General features: G+C 70.9%; 12 protein-coding genes. 5 read left to right on the forward strand and 7 right to left on the reverse strand.

The features are described 5' to 3' along the window. Window positions 1–79 precede the first annotated feature (79 nt). Together AC16DP_RS37010 and AC16DP_RS37015 are read right to left on the reverse strand one after the other, a co-directional pair. A complete protein-coding gene (locus tag AC16DP_RS37010; RefSeq protein WP_329726147.1) occupies window positions 80–2,521 on the reverse strand; it encodes an efflux RND transporter permease subunit in 2,442 nt (813 codons plus the stop codon). A gap of 141 nt (window positions 2,522–2,662) precedes the next feature. Further along, window positions 2,663–3,784 (reverse strand): energy transducer TonB, encoded by a 1,122-nt coding sequence (locus tag AC16DP_RS37015; protein WP_329726146.1) that lies wholly within the window; start codon window positions 3,782–3,784, stop codon window positions 2,663–2,665. 255 nt (window positions 3,785–4,039) lie between these two features. Here AC16DP_RS37015 and dusA point away from each other — a divergent pair, with 255 nt between their 5' ends. After that, complete coding sequence (gene dusA / locus AC16DP_RS37020) at window positions 4,040–5,068, forward strand: tRNA dihydrouridine(20/20a) synthase DusA (protein ID WP_329726145.1); 1,029 nt, start codon at window positions 4,040–4,042, stop codon at window positions 5,066–5,068. A gap of 7 nt (window positions 5,069–5,075) precedes the next feature. Here the strand turns inward: dusA and mltG are convergent, their stop codons facing one another. After that, window positions 5,076–6,092 (reverse strand): endolytic transglycosylase MltG, encoded by a 1,017-nt coding sequence (mltG, locus tag AC16DP_RS37025; protein WP_329726144.1) that lies wholly within the window; start codon window positions 6,090–6,092, stop codon window positions 5,076–5,078. Window positions 6,093–6,232: 140 nt separating this feature from the next. On the opposite strand from mltG, the gene AC16DP_RS37030 reads away from it, so the two are divergent. Both AC16DP_RS37030 and AC16DP_RS37035 read left to right on the forward strand, forming a co-directional pair. After that, window positions 6,233–6,583: a ferredoxin family protein gene (locus AC16DP_RS37030; RefSeq protein WP_329726143.1), complete on the forward strand. Its 351-nt coding sequence runs from the start codon at window positions 6,233–6,235 to the stop codon at window positions 6,581–6,583. Window positions 6,584–6,623: 40 nt separating this feature from the next. Then, complete coding sequence (locus AC16DP_RS37035) at window positions 6,624–7,958, forward strand: M24 family metallopeptidase (protein WP_329726142.1); 1,335 nt, start codon at window positions 6,624–6,626, stop codon at window positions 7,956–7,958. Between the two features lie 9 nt (window positions 7,959–7,967). On the opposite strand, the gene AC16DP_RS37040 is transcribed toward AC16DP_RS37035, so the two are convergent. The 4 genes from AC16DP_RS37040 to AC16DP_RS37055 form a co-directional block, all read right to left on the reverse strand. After that, window positions 7,968–9,059, reverse strand: coding sequence for a DUF2891 domain-containing protein (locus AC16DP_RS37040; RefSeq protein ID WP_329726141.1), 1,092 nt, complete (start codon window positions 9,057–9,059; stop codon window positions 7,968–7,970). 6 nt (window positions 9,060–9,065) lie between these two features. Beyond that, on the reverse strand, window positions 9,066–10,694 hold the full coding sequence (locus tag AC16DP_RS37045) for a sensor histidine kinase (protein WP_329726140.1): 1,629 nt from the start codon (window positions 10,692–10,694) through the stop codon (window positions 9,066–9,068). 167 nt (window positions 10,695–10,861) lie between these two features. After that, complete coding sequence (locus AC16DP_RS37050) at window positions 10,862–11,176, reverse strand: PadR family transcriptional regulator (protein ID WP_329726139.1); 315 nt, start codon at window positions 11,174–11,176, stop codon at window positions 10,862–10,864. Window positions 11,177–11,220: 44 nt separating this feature from the next. Then, window positions 11,221–13,188, reverse strand: a complete 1,968-nt coding sequence (locus tag AC16DP_RS37055) for an FAD-binding and (Fe-S)-binding domain-containing protein (RefSeq protein ID WP_329726138.1) — start codon at window positions 13,186–13,188, stop codon at window positions 11,221–11,223. 169 nt (window positions 13,189–13,357) lie between these two features. On the opposite strand from AC16DP_RS37055, the gene AC16DP_RS37060 reads away from it, so the two are divergent. After that, window positions 13,358–15,145 (forward strand): thiamine pyrophosphate-requiring protein, encoded by a 1,788-nt coding sequence (locus AC16DP_RS37060; RefSeq protein WP_329726137.1) that lies wholly within the window; start codon window positions 13,358–13,360, stop codon window positions 15,143–15,145. Between the two features lie 13 nt (window positions 15,146–15,158). Next, window positions 15,159–16,265 carry an enolase C-terminal domain-like protein gene (locus AC16DP_RS37065; protein WP_329726136.1) on the forward strand — a complete coding sequence of 369 codons (1,107 nt, stop codon included), beginning with the start codon at window positions 15,159–15,161 and terminating at the stop codon, window positions 16,263–16,265. Window positions 16,266–16,296: the final 31 nt, after the last annotated feature.

The following is a 16,296-nucleotide window of genomic DNA, read 5'->3' on the forward strand; positions in this document are numbered from 1 at the left end:
GCTTGACAGATCCTGTGTCTTCTGAGACCCGGGCGGGGAGCGGGATGACCCGGGTGCGCACGTACCGGGTCTCTTCACGTCACGCCGAGTGACGGGGCTCCTCTTCCGATTCCGTCTGGAGCGGAAGGGACAGGGGCTCCTCCTGCTCCGGGAGGCCCGCGGGCGCGCGGCGCTCGAGCAACGCGAGCACGGCGGGGAACAGCACCGTCGTGCCCAGCGAGGCGCAGACGACACCCAGCAGGGCGATCTCCCCGATGGAGCGCAAACCCGGGTGACGCGCCGTGAGCAGCGCGCCGTAGCCCGCAGCATTGGACAGCGTGGCCACCACCGCCGCGACGCCCGTGGTGCGCACCACGTGGGGCAGCGAGCCCGGCCCCTCCTCGCGGTAGCGGTGGTAGAGATGCACCGCGTTGTCCACGGCGATGGCCAGCAGGTTGGGCAGCACCACCGCGTTGATGAAGTTGAGCTTGAGCCCGTACAGGTGCATCGCCGCCGGCAGGCACGCGAGCCCGAGGTACAGCGGCCCGGCCACCAGCGCCGCCCGGCGCAGGCTGCGCAGGCTCAGCCCCATCATCGCGAACACCGCGAGCGCGGCGGCCAGCAGCAGCCAGGGGCCATCCATCCTCACCAGCTCGAAGATGCGGTAGGCGATGAGGTTGGGGTCGAGCACCTGCACCGCCAGGCCCCGGGCCCGGGCCACCTCGCGCAGCTCGTCCATCTGCACGCCGAAGCGGTGCAGCGCGTCCGTGTCGGCGAGCGACTCGCGCTTGAAGGCGAGCACGAAGGTGCCCTGTCCATCCAGCGCGGTGAAGCGGCGGCGCACCTCGGCGGGCAGCTCCTCCACGCCGTAGGGCCGGGCATTCAGCAGGGACTCCAGGCGGCGCAGCGCGGGGCCCACCCGCTCCGAGTCCCAGGCGCTCGCGGGGATGCGCTCGAGGAAGGCGCGCAGCGCGGCCCGCTCCACCTCCACGTCCTCGCCCGTGCGCGGCAGGAAGTCACTGAGCGACACCACCTCCGTGAAGGTGCGCTCGGCGCCATGGCGGGTCTCGAGCTCCCGCAGGGCGGCCGCGAGCTGGCCCGCGCGCGACACGTCCTCGGCGAGGAAGATGGTGGGCGAGTGGCGCCGTCCCAGCTGGGCGATGATGTGATCGTCCAGGCGGGTGGCGGCGAACTCCCCGCGCAGCTTGCGCATGTCGGGCTCGAAGCCGATGGAGCCCACCACCGTGGCGGACCAGGCGGCCAGCGCGCACACGCCCACGACGATGCTCACCAGCACGGCACGGGACAGGTGCGGGGCCTCGCGGCGGGGACGGGCCGGCAGCGGCCGCTCCGCGCGTCCGGGCCGCAGCCGCTCCGTCAGGGCGATGAGCGCGGGGCCTCCCAGGTACGTGGCCAGCACGGTGAACATCACCCCGGCGGCGGCGATCCACCCGAACTGGGCGAAGGCCTGGAACTGCGCGAGCGTGAGCGCGGCGAAGGCCGCGGCGTTGGTGCAGGCCGACGTCAGCGCGCCCTTCCACGTGCCCAGCACGGCCTCGACGAGCGCCTCCGCGGCGGGGTGCTGGCGGCGCTCCTCGCCATAGCGCATGGCCAGGTGCAGGCCGTACTCGATGCCCAGCCCGATGAGGATGGCCACGAGGAAGCCGGTGATGATGTTGAGGTAGCCGATGGTCTGCTGCGCCAGCGCGAAGGTGACGAGCAACCCCACGCCCACGGGCGCGCCCACCACCAGGAGCGAGGACAGCCGCCGGCAGGACAGCACGACGATGAGCGCCGCGATGGCGCACGAGAGCATGGACGCACGCGTGAGATCCGCGCGCATCCGCTTGTCCTCCTCGAGCCGCAGCACGTGCGCGCCCGTGGCGTCCGTCTCCACCCCGGGGAAGTGGCGCGCCACCTCGGCGCTCGTCTCCCGCACCCGCGTCACCAGACGCTGGGCGAAGGGGAGATCCGCGGCGACGCCCGAGGGCTTCACGAAGAGGTACAGCTCGCTGCCGTCCGCGGGGCTCAGGTACTCGCGCACGGCGGCGGCGCGGGGCGCGTAGCGGCGGGCGAGCTCCTCGAGCGAGGGCGGTGGCGTCTCCTCGGGCTCCACGAGCAGCGGCAGGGCGGCGCGTTTCTCCGCCCGGAGAATGGCCTCGAGGTCCGCGCGCAGGGAGCGCAGCTGCTCCGCGGGAAGCAGCAGCAGGGCGCGCTCCTCGAAGAAGCGCGTGTCGTAGTGGAACTCGACGTAGCGGACCTCGTCCAGGGCCTCCAGCTTCGGCGCCAGCGCATGGGCGAAACGGCGCAGCGTCTCCGGAGTCCCACCGCGGGCCCGCAGCACCAGGTAGCCGTCACCGCCGGCCTTCTGGGACACGGCCTCCAGCTCGCGCACCTCCTGGGTGTGGGCCGGGAGCAGCTCCACGAAGGAGCCCCGGAAGACGAGCCGCGAGGCCAGCACGCCCGACAGCAGCGCCGCCGCCACCACACATGCGAGCACGAGCCCGGGCCGCCGGTACGACAGCCGGGTGAAGCGCTCCATTCCTCTGTTGAAATCCAGACGCACGTGCAAGGCCCTCACAACCCCCCGCATCCGCCCGCGTGTGTCTCACGAATGGGGGGCGAGCCCAAGCGCCGAGATCGCCCTGAAACCACTTGGAGTGGAGCGCGGTGCAGCAGCGTCTCAGTAATACGCCACGAGTGTGACACGCACGTGGCTCCGGGCCGCGAAGGTGGGCAGGGCGTCCTCGACACCGGTGACGGGATCGAACGTTCCGACGATGCCCACGCCGTTGGCGCCCGGGCCTCCCACGGTGCGCAGCAGCTCGAACTTCCACTCGCTCACCACCGAGTCGCGGCCCCGGAGGACCTCCGGCGGAAGGGAGGGCAGCTCCTCGCCGAGCGTCTTCACGGCCGTGACGGCGGCCTGATCCAGTCCCCCATTGCCCGAGGGCGTGAGCAACTCCACGGAGAGGACCTTCCCGTCGGCGCCCTGGGTGAGGCGCACCCTCGCCACGCCCTCGCTGTGCGTCCATTTGCTGGGCAGCGAGTAGGCCAGCCGCTTCTGGGCATCCTCCAGCATGGGGTGGGAGGCCGGTCCGTTCGCGAGCGGATCGACGCGGCGGGGGTGCTCGAGCGGATCCTCCATCTCGCCGGAGCGGGAGAGCACGCTGCCCACGTCGCGCGCCTTCTGGGCCACCTTCTCGCGTGTCGTCTGTCCGCGCTCGACTTCCGCATGGCTCTGTTGGAAGTGCCGCGCGAGCACCCGGCCCATGTCTCCGAAGTACGAGTGCGTCAGGCCGCTCTCGGCGCGCCGCCGGGCGATGGTGTCGCGGGCCGTCTCGGTGGCGAGCTCCTGGGGAGAGGCGGGGCGCGCGGGGGCATGAAGGCGGGTGCCCGGAGGCCCCGGCTCGGATGGCGGCACGGGAAAGTCTCCACCGGACTGGAGCGCTAACGTGTCGGCGTCCGGCAGGAGCGAGGGCTTCTCCGGACCCGGCTCGGCCCGGGGCACGTCACTGGCGAGGGGCGCGGGGGCTGACGGTGGGCCCGCGTCGGGTGCGGCCGTGCGGGGCCTGTCGCCCTGGCGTCCCGCCTGGGGCTGGCGCGTCTCCGGACCCCGGCGCGTCGGGGCAGGAGGCGGAGCGGGAGCGGGCCGGGGAGGGGGGACGTCGACGACGAGCACCTCCACTGGACTCCGGGTGGAATGCGAGGAGACGGAGGGTTGAGACGGGGGAAGCGGGATGCGCTGCCACCACCACAGCAGCACCAGGTGCAGCGCGAGACTGAGGGCCAGGGCGAATTTCAAGACACGGGATGGGTGCCTCATGTGCCCAGGCCCTCACGGTCCGCCGCCGCATGGGGCGCTCCCCACACACGGGCTGCGGACAAAGGGTAGGCACGGGCCATGACGGTGGGATCTCCGGAGGGTATACGAGCAACCGGGCCTCCGATTGCATGCCTCGAAGAGAGCCCATCGCGCCCCATCAGGTGGGCTCGTTCTTCACCGTGTGTTCATCGGACTGGCTTGCATGGAGGCCCGAACCCCGGCATGGATGCCCCGATGACCGACCGCTCGATCCACCGCCTCTCCGTCGCGCCCATGATGGACTGGACGGACCGTCACGACCGCTACTTCCTGCGCCTCATCTCCAAGCGCGCGCGGCTGTACACCGAGATGGTCACCATCGGCGCCATCCTCCATGGCGACAAGGCGCGGCACCTCGACTTCTCCCGGGAAGAGCACCCCATCGCCCTCCAGCTCGGAGGCAGTGATCCGGAGCAGCTCGCCGAGTGCGCCCGCATCGCCGAACAGTGGGGCTATGACGAGGTGAACCTCAACGTGGGTTGCCCCTCGGACCGCGTGCAGAACGGCATGTTCGGCGCGTGCCTCATGGCGAAGCCCGACCTCGTGGCCCGCTGCGTCGAGGCCATGCGCGGCGCCACCCGCCTGCCCGTCACCGTCAAGCACCGGCTCGGCATCGACGATCTCGACTCGTACGAGCTCCTGACGCACTTCGTCCGGACCATCCACGGGGCCGGTTGTGACACCTTCATCGTGCATGCGCGCAAGGCCTGGCTCCAGGGCCTCAGCCCCAAGGAGAACCGCGAGATTCCCCCGCTGCGCTACGAGGTCGTCCGCCAGCTCAAGACGGACTTCCCCCAGCTGACCCTCGTGCTCAACGGCGGCGTGAAGTCGCTGGAGGCCGCGCGCGAGCACCTGCAGTGGGCCGATGGCGTGATGATCGGCCGCGAGGCGTACCAGAACCCGTACATGCTGGCGCTCGCGGATGGGCTGCTGTTCGGCGACGAGCGCCCCGCGCCCACCCGGCGTCAGGTGGTCGAGGCGTTGATGCCGTACGTGGAGGAGTTGCTGTCGCGCGGTGTGCACCTGTCGCGCGTCACCCGCCACATCCTGGGGCTCTTCGCGGGGCAGCCGGGGGCGCGGGGCTGGCGGCGCGTGCTGAGCGAGCGCGCCTGCCGGGCCGGAGCGGGGATGGAGGTCCTCCGGGATGCGCTCGCCCAGGTGCCGGATCGCGTCCTGGACGAGCCCGCTGGCGCCGAGCCGGCTCCGCTGGCCGCCTCGGCGTGAGCCACCGTCAGTAGACGTTGTACTTGCGGCGCAGCGCCTCGTGCTCGTCGGCGTTGCGCGAGGGGTGCAGGCGCCGCTCGGCGTCGTGGAGGTAGTACCAGAACTCGCTCGGCTTGGGCTTGAGCGAGGCCTGGAGCGACTCCACCGTGGGCGCGCCAATGGGCCCCGGCGGCAGCCCCTTGCGGTGCCGCGTGTTCCACGGATCCTCCTGGTCGCGCAGGCGCTTGAGGAAGGCCACCCGGTCATTCCACTCGGCCAGCTCGTAGCGCGACGTCGCGTCCACGCCCAGCGGGAAGCCCTTGTCCACGCGCTTCCACAGGATGCCCGCCACCAGCGGACGCTGCGCCGGCACCGGCTCCTCGCGCTCCAGCATCGAGGCCATCACCACCACCTCGTGCAGGCTGCGGCCGCTGCGCTCGAGGGCCTCGCGGTTTGGCGTGTAGAAGCGCTCGGCGAAGGTGTCCAGCTGGCGCTGGATGAGCTCCTGGACGTTGAAGGCCCCGGGCACCACCCGGTACGTCTCCGGGTAGAGGTAGCCCTCGAGCGTGGCGCGCGGGAGCGGGAAGGCCGCGGTGTAGCGGCTCGGCTCGCTGGCGGCGGCGATGTAGGCGCCGGGCTTGATGAGGCCCGCGGCGGCGAGCGCCTCGTCGGTGTCACGCAGGCGCCAGCCCTCGATGACGACGAAGGGGACGTCCTCGGGGATGGGGCTGCCCTCGAGCGCGGTGGACAACTCCGCCATCGTCATGGACGGGCTCACCCTGTGGCGGCCCGCCTTGGGGGCGAAGTGGCCGCGGCGGTAGAGGTGCCAGCGCCAGATGCGGACGTCGCGGATCAGCCCCTGGGCGGCGAGCTGGGTGCCCAGACCGCGGCCCGTGGTGCCCTTGGGCACGGTGAATTCCACGGAGGGGGCGCCCGGCGGGGCCACGGCGCGTTGGACCTCGCGCTCCGCCCAGAAGAACGTGCCGGCAACACCGCCCACCGCGAGGACGAACATCCCAACCAGGACGAGAAGAATGCGCTTCATCGGCCGCGCACCTTAGCACCCGCCAGCCCGGTCCCCAGGAGATGTTGAAGGGCCGGATGCCCTCCCGGCGCTCCTCTGCTCGCCCGCCAACCTTCGCGGCTCACCCCTCGAAGCGGTACAGTGCCGAGGAGGAGCGTCTGATGCCAGAGTCGCTGAATCGAGAGAAGGCCCGGCGCGCGGCCGCGCACCCGGATCGTCCTGGCGAGCAGTGCCGGGCCGAGGCCGGGAGCTTCGTCCCCGTGGTCGACCGGAGCAGGTGCGAGGGCAAGCGCGATTGCGTGGAGGTCTGCCCCTACGGCGTCTTCGAGGTCCGCCGCATGGAGGATTCCGACTTCGCCGGGCTCTCCGTGCTCGGGAAGCTCAAGAGCATCGTGCACGGGCGGAAGACGGCCTATACGCCCCAGGCGGACCAGTGCCAGGCGTGTGGCCTGTGCGTCGTCGCGTGCCCGGAAAAGGCCATCCGTTTGGTCGCGGTCCAGCGGGACGTGTGAGAATGGTGGGCCCTGTCGCTCGTCCGGAGGCCCCACCTCGATGCGCCGTGCCCTGATTTCCGCCTTGCTGCTCCTGACGGCGCTGCCCGCCAGCGCCGCCGACTCCCACGCCCAGAGCTCCTGGCCCCGCATCCGCAAGGCCCGCATCCAGCAACTGCTCCCGCGCGCCATGGAGCTGGCGCAGGTGGATGCCTGGGTCGTGATCTGCCGCGAGAACGACAACGATCCCCTGGCCATGCACGTGGGCTGTGAGAACACCGGGGCCCAGGCGGCCTTCCTGTTCCTGAAGCAGAAGGGCGGGGTGCGCTCGCTCGCGCTGTCTCCGGCGGGTGAGGCCAAGGCCCTCCAGGACGTGGGCCCCTTCGACGAGGTGGTCTCCCTGGAGCGCGGCACGGACCTGTTCGCCCGCGTGGCCACGGCGCTCGCCGAGGCGAAGCCCCAGCGCATCGCGGTGAACTCCTCGAGCCACCTCACCGTGGCGGACGGGCTGTCGGCCACCCAGCGTCAGCGGCTCGAGGCGGCGCTCTCTCCCGCGCTGCGCCGCCGCATCGTCTCCGCCGAGGAGCTCGTCTTCGAGTGGCTGTCCGTGAAGCTCCCCGAGGAGGTGGAGATCATGCGGCGCGCCGCGGCGCTGACGGCCTCGCTCCAGGAGGAGGCCTACCGCACCGTCGTTCCGGGCAGGACGCGTGACTCGGACGTGGCGCGCTTCCTCAAGAAGCGCATGGCCGAGCTGGGCGTGGAGGACGGCTGGCAGCCCGACCAGAACCCCAACGTGAACTCCGGCCCGGACCGGGGCCACTCGCACGCGACCGACCGGGTCATCCAGCCGGGTGACTTCATCCAGATGGACTTCGGCATCAAGGTGGAGGGGATGTGGAGCACCGACATCCAGCGCTTCGCCTATGTGCTCGCCCCGGGCGAGACGCGGCCTCCCGCCGAGGCACTGGAGAAGTGGGAGAAGTCGAAGAAGGGCAGCCGCGTGGCGCTCGCGGCCATGAAGCCCGGGGTGCGCGGCTATGACGTGGACAAGGCCCAGCGGGACTGGATGCGCGAGGCGGGCTCGGAGCCGGTGATGTGGGGCACGGGCCACCCCGTGGGCTACTGGGCGCACGACGTGGGCCCGGCGCTCTCGGGTGCGCAGAAGGGCAAGCCGCCCGAGGGCTGGGCGCTCCGGCCCCTGCGTCCTGGTCAGGTCTTCGGCTTCGACGGCTTCTTCGCCTGGAAGCTCGCGACTCCCGGCGAGACGAAGACGCTCTCCGTCGAGGAGATGGCCGTGGTGACGGAGAAGGGCGCGGAGTACCTCATCCCGCCGCAGGAGGCGCTCATCCTCATCCCCTCGCCAGCGGAGCCTCGCCAGCCCGGCAGCGGGGGGTGAGCCGCTCCGTCAGGGCTTGCGCAGGCCCCTGTTCGTGACGAGGTACACGGCGAAGCTGCCCAGCCAGTGTCCGCCTTCGTAGTGGGCTCCCGTCACCGCCTGGAGCCCCGCCTCGCGGTGGAGCTTCGCCGTCGCCCGCAGCGAGCGCAGCCGTTTGTCCGCGGGCGGCAGTCCGGACACGATGCCGTCCAGCATCCACGCCCGGCTCAGGTTCAGGCCATCCAGGTGCGCCAGCTTCGGATCGCTCGGGTCCGTCACCACCGCCGGGGCGAGCCAGGCCGTGGAGCCATCCGTGGGAATCTCCGGCAGGAAGCCGCGCAGCCACGTGGCGAAGCGCGCCGGAGAGAGGAGCCGCCGCATCAGGTCGGCCTCCGCCAGGCACGGCGAGAGGAAGTCCTGCCCCGAGGGCTCGTACGCGAGCGGGCCCCGGACGTCCTTCCCGTAGAAGGTCTCCACCCGCGACGTCAGCAACTGCTCCATCGCGCGATCCTCCGCCCGCCGCGCCCAGTCGAGGATGAGCCCGAAGGAGAAGGCCGTCTGATCATGCTCGCCCTCGCGGATGGGCCGCGAGAGCTTGGGCAGCCACTCCCGGATCCGATCGGCCGCGCGCGCTTCCAACGGCTTCAGCGTGGCCGACCACTCGCGTGCCTGGGGATCGTCCCACTCCCGCAGCTCCGCCGCGAGCTGGAGCAGCCACGCCAGCCCATAGGGGCGCTCGAAGGACACCCGGCCCGGGGCGCTCAGGTAGCGCACCTCCGCCTCGATGTTCGCGGGCGTCAGGCTCTTCGCCACCGCCTCCCGGGCGCGCGCGGCGAAGGGCGCCTCCGGAAAGGTCCGCGCCAGCCGCACCAGCAGCCAGTGCCCGTGCACGGCCGAGTGCCAGTCGTAGCAGCCGTAGAAGGCCGGGGTCAGCTCGCGAGGCGGGCGCACATCCGCGTCGCCCGTCATCACGTGCGCGATCTTGTTCGGGTACTCCTTGTGGACGCAGGCGAGCGCCAGCTGCGCGAAGCGCGTCGCGGCGTCGGCGCCGAACTCCGGGGACGGGGGCGTGTTGGAGGTGAGCGTGGTCACGAGGATCGTCAGCAGGAGAGGGGAGGTCATGGCGTTTCAGCGCGGCTTCGCTCGAGGCACGGCAGGCACGGTGAAGGAGAAGGTGCTGCCACGGCCCGGCTCGCTCTCCACCTGGAGCCTTCCCCCGTGCGCCTCGACGATGCCCTTGGCGATGGACAACCCGAGGCCCGCTCCGCGGCGGTCCGCCCGGTTCGCCTGCCAGAAGCGATCGAAGATGTGCACGAGCGACTCGGCGGGAATCCCCGGACCGGTATCGCGCACATAGAAGCGGACCTCCTCGCCCTCCACGTTCGCGCCCGCCCGGATCTCCCCTCCCGAAGGCGTGAACTTCACCGCGTTGCCCAGCAGGTTGGAGAAGACCTGGAGCAGCCGATCGCGATCGGCCAGGACCGGGGGCGCCTCCTGGGGTGCCTCCAGGTGCAGCTGGAGCCCCGTGGCCTCGGGACGGGCCGAGTCGACGGCTTCCCGGAGCAGGCTGGCGGGGGTCTGGGGGCTCACGCTCAACGACAGCCGGCCCGCCTCCAGCCGCGCCACGTCCAGGAGATCCTGGAGGAGCCGGCTCATGCGCCGGCACGCGGAGGCGATGGAGCCCAGGGCCTCCTGGCTCCGCGTCTGGAGGTCCGCCGGGCCCAGCTTCTGGATCTGCCGCTCGACCACCTGGGTCCAAAGGGAGATGGAGTTGAGCGGGCTGCGCAAGTCATGGGCCACGATGCCCAGCACCTCGTCGCGCACCTTCGTCGCGCGCTGGGCGGACTGGTAGAGCCGGGCGTTCTCCAGGGCCAGGCTCGCCAGCCGTGCCAGCCCCTGGGCGAACTCCACGTCCGCCGCGCCATAGCCGCGCCCCGGGCGGGTCGAGATGAAGAGCAACGCCCCCAGCAGCTTCTCACCGCTCACGAGCGGCACGCCCATGAGCGAGCGCGGCTCGAGCCGCCGCAGCAGGGACAGGTGCTCGCCGCCCTGGGCCATGGACTCCAGCGCCTCGGGGGTGATGACGGGAATGAGCAGGGGCTCGCGCCGCATCAGCACGTCGCGCCCGAGGAAGGGCCGGCTCATGTCGATGCGGGACTCGCGCAGGGCCGTGGCCAGCTCCCGCTGTCCGGGCAGGTGGTGGGCCACCTCCAGCCGGCGCACGTGCTCGCCCTCCGAGACGTACACCATGCACCAGTCCGCCAGCGACTCCACCGTGAGCCTCGCCACTTCGGCCAGCGTGCGCTCGGCGTCCAGGGAACTGGAGAGCGTCTCCCCGGCCCGCGCCAGGAAACGGTGCTCCGCCTCCACCTGCTTCTGCAGCGAGACGTCCCGCAGGATGGCCGTCAGCACCCGCTCGCCCTCCACCTCCATCCGGGAGATGGCGGCCTCGGCGGGGAACTCCTCTCCGTTCTTCCTCCGGCCGAAGATGGGCTGGCGCTCGGCCATCCTCCGGGAGGCCACCGGCCCCCGTCCGAAGGCGTCGAGGTGCCCGGGATGGCCGCCCCGGAAGCGCTCGGGGAGGAGCAGCTCCAGCGGCTGACCGAGGATCTCCTGGGCGCTGTAGCCGAAGATCTGCTCCGCCCCGGAGTTGAAGAGGGTGATGCGTCCCTGGCCATCCACGGAGATGATGGCGTCCGCGGCCAGGGAGATGATGCCCGCGAGCCGGGCCTCCGACGTGTTCCGCTCCGCCGTCATGGTGCCCCCTCGAGGGGAAAATTCCGGGAGCTGAGCGGCGCACGGGTGCCCACCGCGAACAGGCAGGCAATGAACTCCGGGACGGTGTCTGCGAACAGGAGCCAGAGCATATGGGGGGGCGTGAGCCTTGGACCCCTATACCGCATAACCGAGCACGCGGTGGCGACTCAGAAGGCTCCCGCGGGTCTCAGCAGTCCTCCGGGCACGGACCGCTTCTGTTCGAGCGCGGCACGCCGGCCCTTGCCTGTCAGCTCGTAGTAGCGCCTCGGCCGGCCCCCGCGCTCCGCCAGGGGCTCTCCCTCGAAGCTGCGCACCAGGCCCTCGCGCTCGAGCGCCTTGAGGGCGGGGTACACCGAGCCCTCGTCCAGGACGATCTTCCCCCCGGTCCGCGCACGGACCTTCTCGATCAGCTCCAGTCCGAAACTCCTGTCCTGCACCAGCACGGTCAGGATCGCGGTCCGGGTCGAGAGGGGAGTGTCCATGGGCCGCGGAGACTACCTCGGACTTCGAGGATTACAACCCCACGTCACGGGTATGCCCGCCAGTGACCAGTTGAAGAGGCGCCGTTGCGCAGCAGCCACGAACCCCCAAGCAGCAGGCCCACGACGCCCACCACCGCCGCGCGCAGTCCCCAGCGGGGCGGAGGCTTGCCCAACCCATTCGTCACCCAGCCACGCTCGGGGTACTCGCCCGAGGGGCCCGCCGCCCCGTAGGCCTTCGCCATCCGCACCACCTGCGCCACGTGCAGCGCCTGGCGATCCGTGTTCTGGGAAATCTGCTCCCGGCAGCTGAAGCCATCGGCGATGAGGAGCGTGTCCCTGGGCGTCTCCCGCACCTTGGGCAGCAGCACGCGCTCGCCCACCTTCTGGGAGACTTCGTACTTCTCTCCGGCCTCGAAGCCGAACGAGCCCGCCATGCCGCAGCAGCCCGTCTCCGGCACCTCGTAGTCCAGGCCCAGCCTGTCCAGCAGGGACTTCTCGTCGGTGAGCTGGAAGAGCGACTTGTGGTGGCAGTGCCCGTGCACCACCGCCTTCTTCTCCAGGCGCGGCAACCGCGCGTCCTTCGCGTACGTGTCGAGGAACTCGCTGAAGAGGAACGTCTGCCGCCGCAGCTGCTCGGCCAGGCCCGCGTCCGGGAAGAGGTTGCGCAGCTCGTCGCGGAACACGGACACGCAGCTCGGCTCCAGCCCCACGAGTGGAACGCCCGCTTCGATGTACGGCTGCAACCGGTGGAGCGTGCGCCTCAGCAGCCACTTCGCCGTGGGCAGCATGCCGAAGTCGTACAAGGGCCGGCCGCAGCACAGGAAGCCCTGGGGCACCACCACCTCGAAGCCCGCGTCCTCCAGCACCTCCAGCGCCGAGGCCCCCGTCTCCGGGAAGAAGTGGTTGTTGAAGGTGTCCGGCCACAGCATCACCCGCCGCCGTCCCTTGCCCTGGGACACCGGCCGGCGTGCCGCCCAGTGTTGGAAGGACTCGGGGGCGAAGCGGGGCATCTTCCGCTCCGTCGCCATGCCTCCGAGCTTCTGCAGCCATTCCTTGCTCGGCGAGTGCTGCGTGAGGAAGTTCACCGCCCCCGGCGCGACCCTGGCCGCGCGGGCCCAGAACATGATGAGGCCCATGGCGTAGGCGGGCCTCGGGCGCAGGTGCCCCTGGTAATAGTGCGAGAGGAACTCCGCCTTGAGCGTGGCCAGGTCCACGTTCACCGGGCAGTCGCCCTTGCAGCCCTTGCACGCCAGGCACAGGTCCAGCGACCGCTTCACGTTCTCGTCGCGCCAGCCCTTTCGGATCACCTGGCCCTGCAGCATCTCGAAGAGCAGGTGCGCCCGGCCGCGCGTGGTGTGCGTCTCCTCCTTCGTCGAGGTGGGGCCCACCTTCAGGCGCAGGCCATCGTAGGTGAGCACGTCCAGCTCCAGCACGTTGTGGGCGACGGGCCCGGACATCTGCGCGTGCGAGCCGCACGAGTTGTTGCCAATCATGCCGCCCAGCGTGCAGTGGGAGTGCGTGGCCGGATCCGGGCCGAAGGTGAGGTGGTAGCGCTCGGCCTGCTCGCGCAGATCGTCGAGCACGGCGCCGGGCCGCACGCGGGCCGTCTTGGTGCCGGGGTCCACCTCCAGCACCTGGTGGAGGTACTTCATCCAGTCGATGACCACGGCCACGTTGCAGGTCTGGCCGCAGAGGCTGGTGCCGCCACCGCGCGACAGCAGCGGCGCGCCGTGGTCGCGGCAGATGCGCACCGTCTGGATGACGTCCTCGATGCTGCGCGGAATGACGACACCCAGGGGCACCTGGCGGTAGTTGGACGCGTCCACGGCGTAGAGCGCGCGCGTGCCGTCATCGAAGCGGACCTCGCCTTTCACGGCGCGGTGCAGGTCGGCCTCCAACCCGCGTACGTCCACCAGGAGATCGCCTCCTTGCGAGCCCGGGAGCGAGTGAGAGAGCGGCCGCTTGCGTGACACCCTCGACAGCGCGCGTTGGATGGTGGCCATGGGACGCATGGGTGATTTCTCCCCGTGTGAAGCTAGGCACCCCTCTGCAGGGGAAAGATGGTGATTCAGAGGGGCCCGCGTGGGCTCCCTCGTCCGCTCCCCGTGGGTTCCCATCGTTCCCGGGCCAACCCCAATTTCAGCCAGTGCGATTTCACCGCCTGGAAGATGGGGAGCCCAGATGAGTGCCACCGTCAGCGACTACCTGCTCTATCGCCTCTCGCAGTGGGGTATCCGCCGCCTCTACGGCTACCCGGGAGACGGCATCAACGGCATCCTCGGTGCGCTCGGCCGCAACTCCGAGTTCCAGTTCATCCAGACACGCCACGAGGAGATGGCCGCCTTCATGGCGTGCGCCCACGCCAAGTTCACCGGCGAGGTGGGCGTGTGCGTGGCCACCTCGGGCCCCGGCGCCATCCACCTGCTCAACGGCCTCTATGACGCCAAGCTGGACCACCAGCCCGTGGTGGCCATCGTGGGCCAGCAGAAGAGCATGGGCCTGGGCGGCCACTACCAGCAGGAGGTGGATCTGCCCGTGCTCTTCAAGGACGTGGCGAGCGAGTACATCGTCATGGTCTCCAACCCCTCGGCCATCCGCCACGCGGTGGACCGGGCCGTGCGCATCGCCCGGGCCGAGCGCACGGTGACGTGCGTCATCATCCCCAACGACGTGCAGGAGGAGACGTACCAGCCGCCTCCGCGCGTGCACGGCTCCATCCACTCGAGCGTGGGCTACAGCGAGCCGCGCGTGATTCCCCAGGAGAAGGACCTCAAGCGCGCCGCCGAGGTGCTCAACGCCGGCAAGAAGGTGGCGATGCTGGTGGGGGCCGGCGCCCTGCGCGCGGCGGACGAGCTCATCGAGGTGGCGGACCTGCTGGGCGCGGGCGTGGCCAAGGCGCTGCTGGGCAAGGCGGTGCTGCCGGACGCGCTGCCCTTCGTCACCGGCGCCATCGGCCTGCTGGGCACCAAGCCCAGCTGGGACATGATGATGGAGTGCGACACCCTCCTCATGGTGGGCACCAGCTTCCCCTACTCGGAGTTCCTCCCGCCCGAGGGCCAGGCGCGCGGAGTGCAGATCGATCTGGACAGCCGCATGCTCGCCATCCGCTACCCCATGGAGGTGCCGCTCACGGGCGACTCCCAGGAGACGCTGCGCGCGCTCATTCCGCTGCTCAATCGCAAGGAGGACCGGAGCTGGCGTGACGGGCTGGAGAAGGGCATCCGCCAGTGGTGGAAGGTGGTGGAGGGGCGGGCGATGAACGACGCCAACCCCATCAACCCGCAGCGCGTCTTCCACGAGCTGTCGCCCAAGCTGCCGGACGGGGTCATCCTCTCGTCGGACTCGGGCTCGGCGGCCAACTGGTTCGCGCGCGACTTGAAGATTCGCAAGGGGATGATGGCGTCGCTGTCGGGCAACCTGGCCACCATGGGCTGCGGCGTGCCGTATGCCATTGGCGCCAAGTTCGCCTACCCGGACCGGCCCGTCATCGCCCTGGTGGGTGACGGCGCCATGCAGATGAACGGCAACGCCGAGCTCGTCACCGTGGCCAAGTACTGGAAGGAGTGGAAGGACCCGCGCTTCATCGTGCTGGTGCTCAACAACCGCGACCTCAACCAGGTGACATGGGAGCAGCGCGTGCTGGCGGGAGACCCGCGCTACCCGGCCTCGCAGGATCTGCCGGACTTCCCCTATGCCCGGTACGCCGAGTCGCTCGGTCTGCGCGGCATCCGCGTGGACAAGCCGGATCAGATCGCCCGCGCGTGGGACCAGGCGCTGAGCGCGGATCGCCCGGTGCTGCTCGAGGCGTACGTGGACCCGGACGTGCCGCCGCTGCCGCCGCACATCACCCTGGAGCAGGCGAAGCACTTCTCCGAGGCGATCTTCAGGGGAGACGAGAAGGCGGCCGGGCTCATCAAGCAGTCCCTCAAGGGCATGGTGGAGCAGTTCAAGCCCCACAAGAAGGACTGACGCTGGAGCGGCCATGGTCCGGAAGCGCGGCGACGTCGTCCCCATTGAACGCATCGAGGCCCGGGCCTACGAGATACCCACGGACGCGCCCGAGGCGGACGGCACCGCGGAGTGGGACAGCACCACCCTGGTGGTGGTGGAGCTGACGGCGGGGGGCACGCGGGGGCTCGGCTACACGTACGCGGATGCCTCGGCGGCGAGCCTCATCCACGGCACGCTCGCCGAGGAGTTGAAGGGCCACGACGTGATGGACGTGCCCGCGCGGATGGTGTCGCTGCTGATGCGGGTGCGCAACAAGGGGCGGCCGGGCCTGGTGGCCATGGCGCTCTCCGCGGTGGACGCGGCCTTGTGGGACACGAAGGCGCGGCTCCTGGACGTGCCGCTGGTCCGGCTGCTGGGGGCCGCGAGGGATTGGGTGCCCGTCTACGGCAGTGGCGGCTTCACCTCGTACTCCCTCGAGCGATTGGGGGAGCAGCTCTCGGGGTGGGTGGAGCAGGGGATTCCGCGGGTGAAGATGAAGGTGGGCAGCCACCCGGACGAGGACGCAAAACGGGTGGCGGAGGCGCGGCGGGCCATTGGGCCCGAGGCCCGGCTCTTCGTGGACGCCAACGGCGCCTACACGGCGAAGCAGGCGCTGGCGATGGCGGACCGCTTCGCGGAGGCGGGCGTCGTCTGGTTCGAGGAGCCCGTGTCGAGCGACAACCTGGAGGGGCTGCACCTGCTCCGGCAGCGGCTTCCGAGCGGGATGAACGTGGCGGCGGGGGAGTACGGCTGGGATGCCATCTACTTCCGGAGGATGTTGGGCGCCCAGGCGGTGGACGTGCTGCAGGCGGACGCGACGCGGTGCCTGGGGGTGACGGGCTTCCTGCAGGTGGACGCGCTCTGCGAGGGCTTCCAGGTGCCGCTGTCGGGGCACTGCGCGCCGAGCCTCCACCTGCACGTGGCCTGCGCGGCGCGCAACCTGGTGCACCTGGAGTACTTCCATGATCACGTGCGAATCGAGCAGATGCTCTTCGATGGCGCGCGCAGCCCGGTGAAGGGGGCGCTGACACCGGACCTGTCCAGGCCGGGAATGGGCCTGGATCTCAAACGGCGGGACGCCGAGCGCTACGCCTTGTGAGCCAGAGGGGGTGTCGAAGACGGGCAGGGCC

It is taken from the genome of Archangium sp., assembly GCF_057119385.1.

Bases quoted from the DNA above. Each gene is read 5' to 3' on its own strand.
- AC16DP_RS37010 (WP_329726147.1), bottom strand. From the start codon at position 2,521: ATGGAGCGCTTCACCCGGCTGTCGTACCGGCGGCCCGGGCTCGTGCTC.
- dusA (WP_329726145.1), top strand. From the start codon at position 4,040: ATGACCGACCGCTCGATCCACCGCCTCTCCGTCGCGCCCATGATGGAC.
- mltG (WP_329726144.1), bottom strand. From the start codon at position 6,092: ATGAAGCGCATTCTTCTCGTCCTGGTTGGGATGTTCGTCCTCGCGGTG.
- AC16DP_RS37030 (WP_329726143.1), top strand. From the start codon at position 6,233: ATGCCAGAGTCGCTGAATCGAGAGAAGGCCCGGCGCGCGGCCGCGCAC.
- AC16DP_RS37035 (WP_329726142.1), top strand. From the start codon at position 6,624: ATGCGCCGTGCCCTGATTTCCGCCTTGCTGCTCCTGACGGCGCTGCCC.
- AC16DP_RS37040 (WP_329726141.1), bottom strand. From the start codon at position 9,059: ATGACCTCCCCTCTCCTGCTGACGATCCTCGTGACCACGCTCACCTCC.
- AC16DP_RS37045 (WP_329726140.1), bottom strand. From the start codon at position 10,694: ATGACGGCGGAGCGGAACACGTCGGAGGCCCGGCTCGCGGGCATCATC.
- AC16DP_RS37050 (WP_329726139.1), bottom strand. From the start codon at position 11,176: ATGGACACTCCCCTCTCGACCCGGACCGCGATCCTGACCGTGCTGGTG.
- AC16DP_RS37055 (WP_329726138.1), bottom strand. From the start codon at position 13,188: ATGCGTCCCATGGCCACCATCCAACGCGCGCTGTCGAGGGTGTCACGC.
- AC16DP_RS37060 (WP_329726137.1), top strand. From the start codon at position 13,358: ATGAGTGCCACCGTCAGCGACTACCTGCTCTATCGCCTCTCGCAGTGG.
- AC16DP_RS37065 (WP_329726136.1), top strand. From the start codon at position 15,159: ATGGTCCGGAAGCGCGGCGACGTCGTCCCCATTGAACGCATCGAGGCC.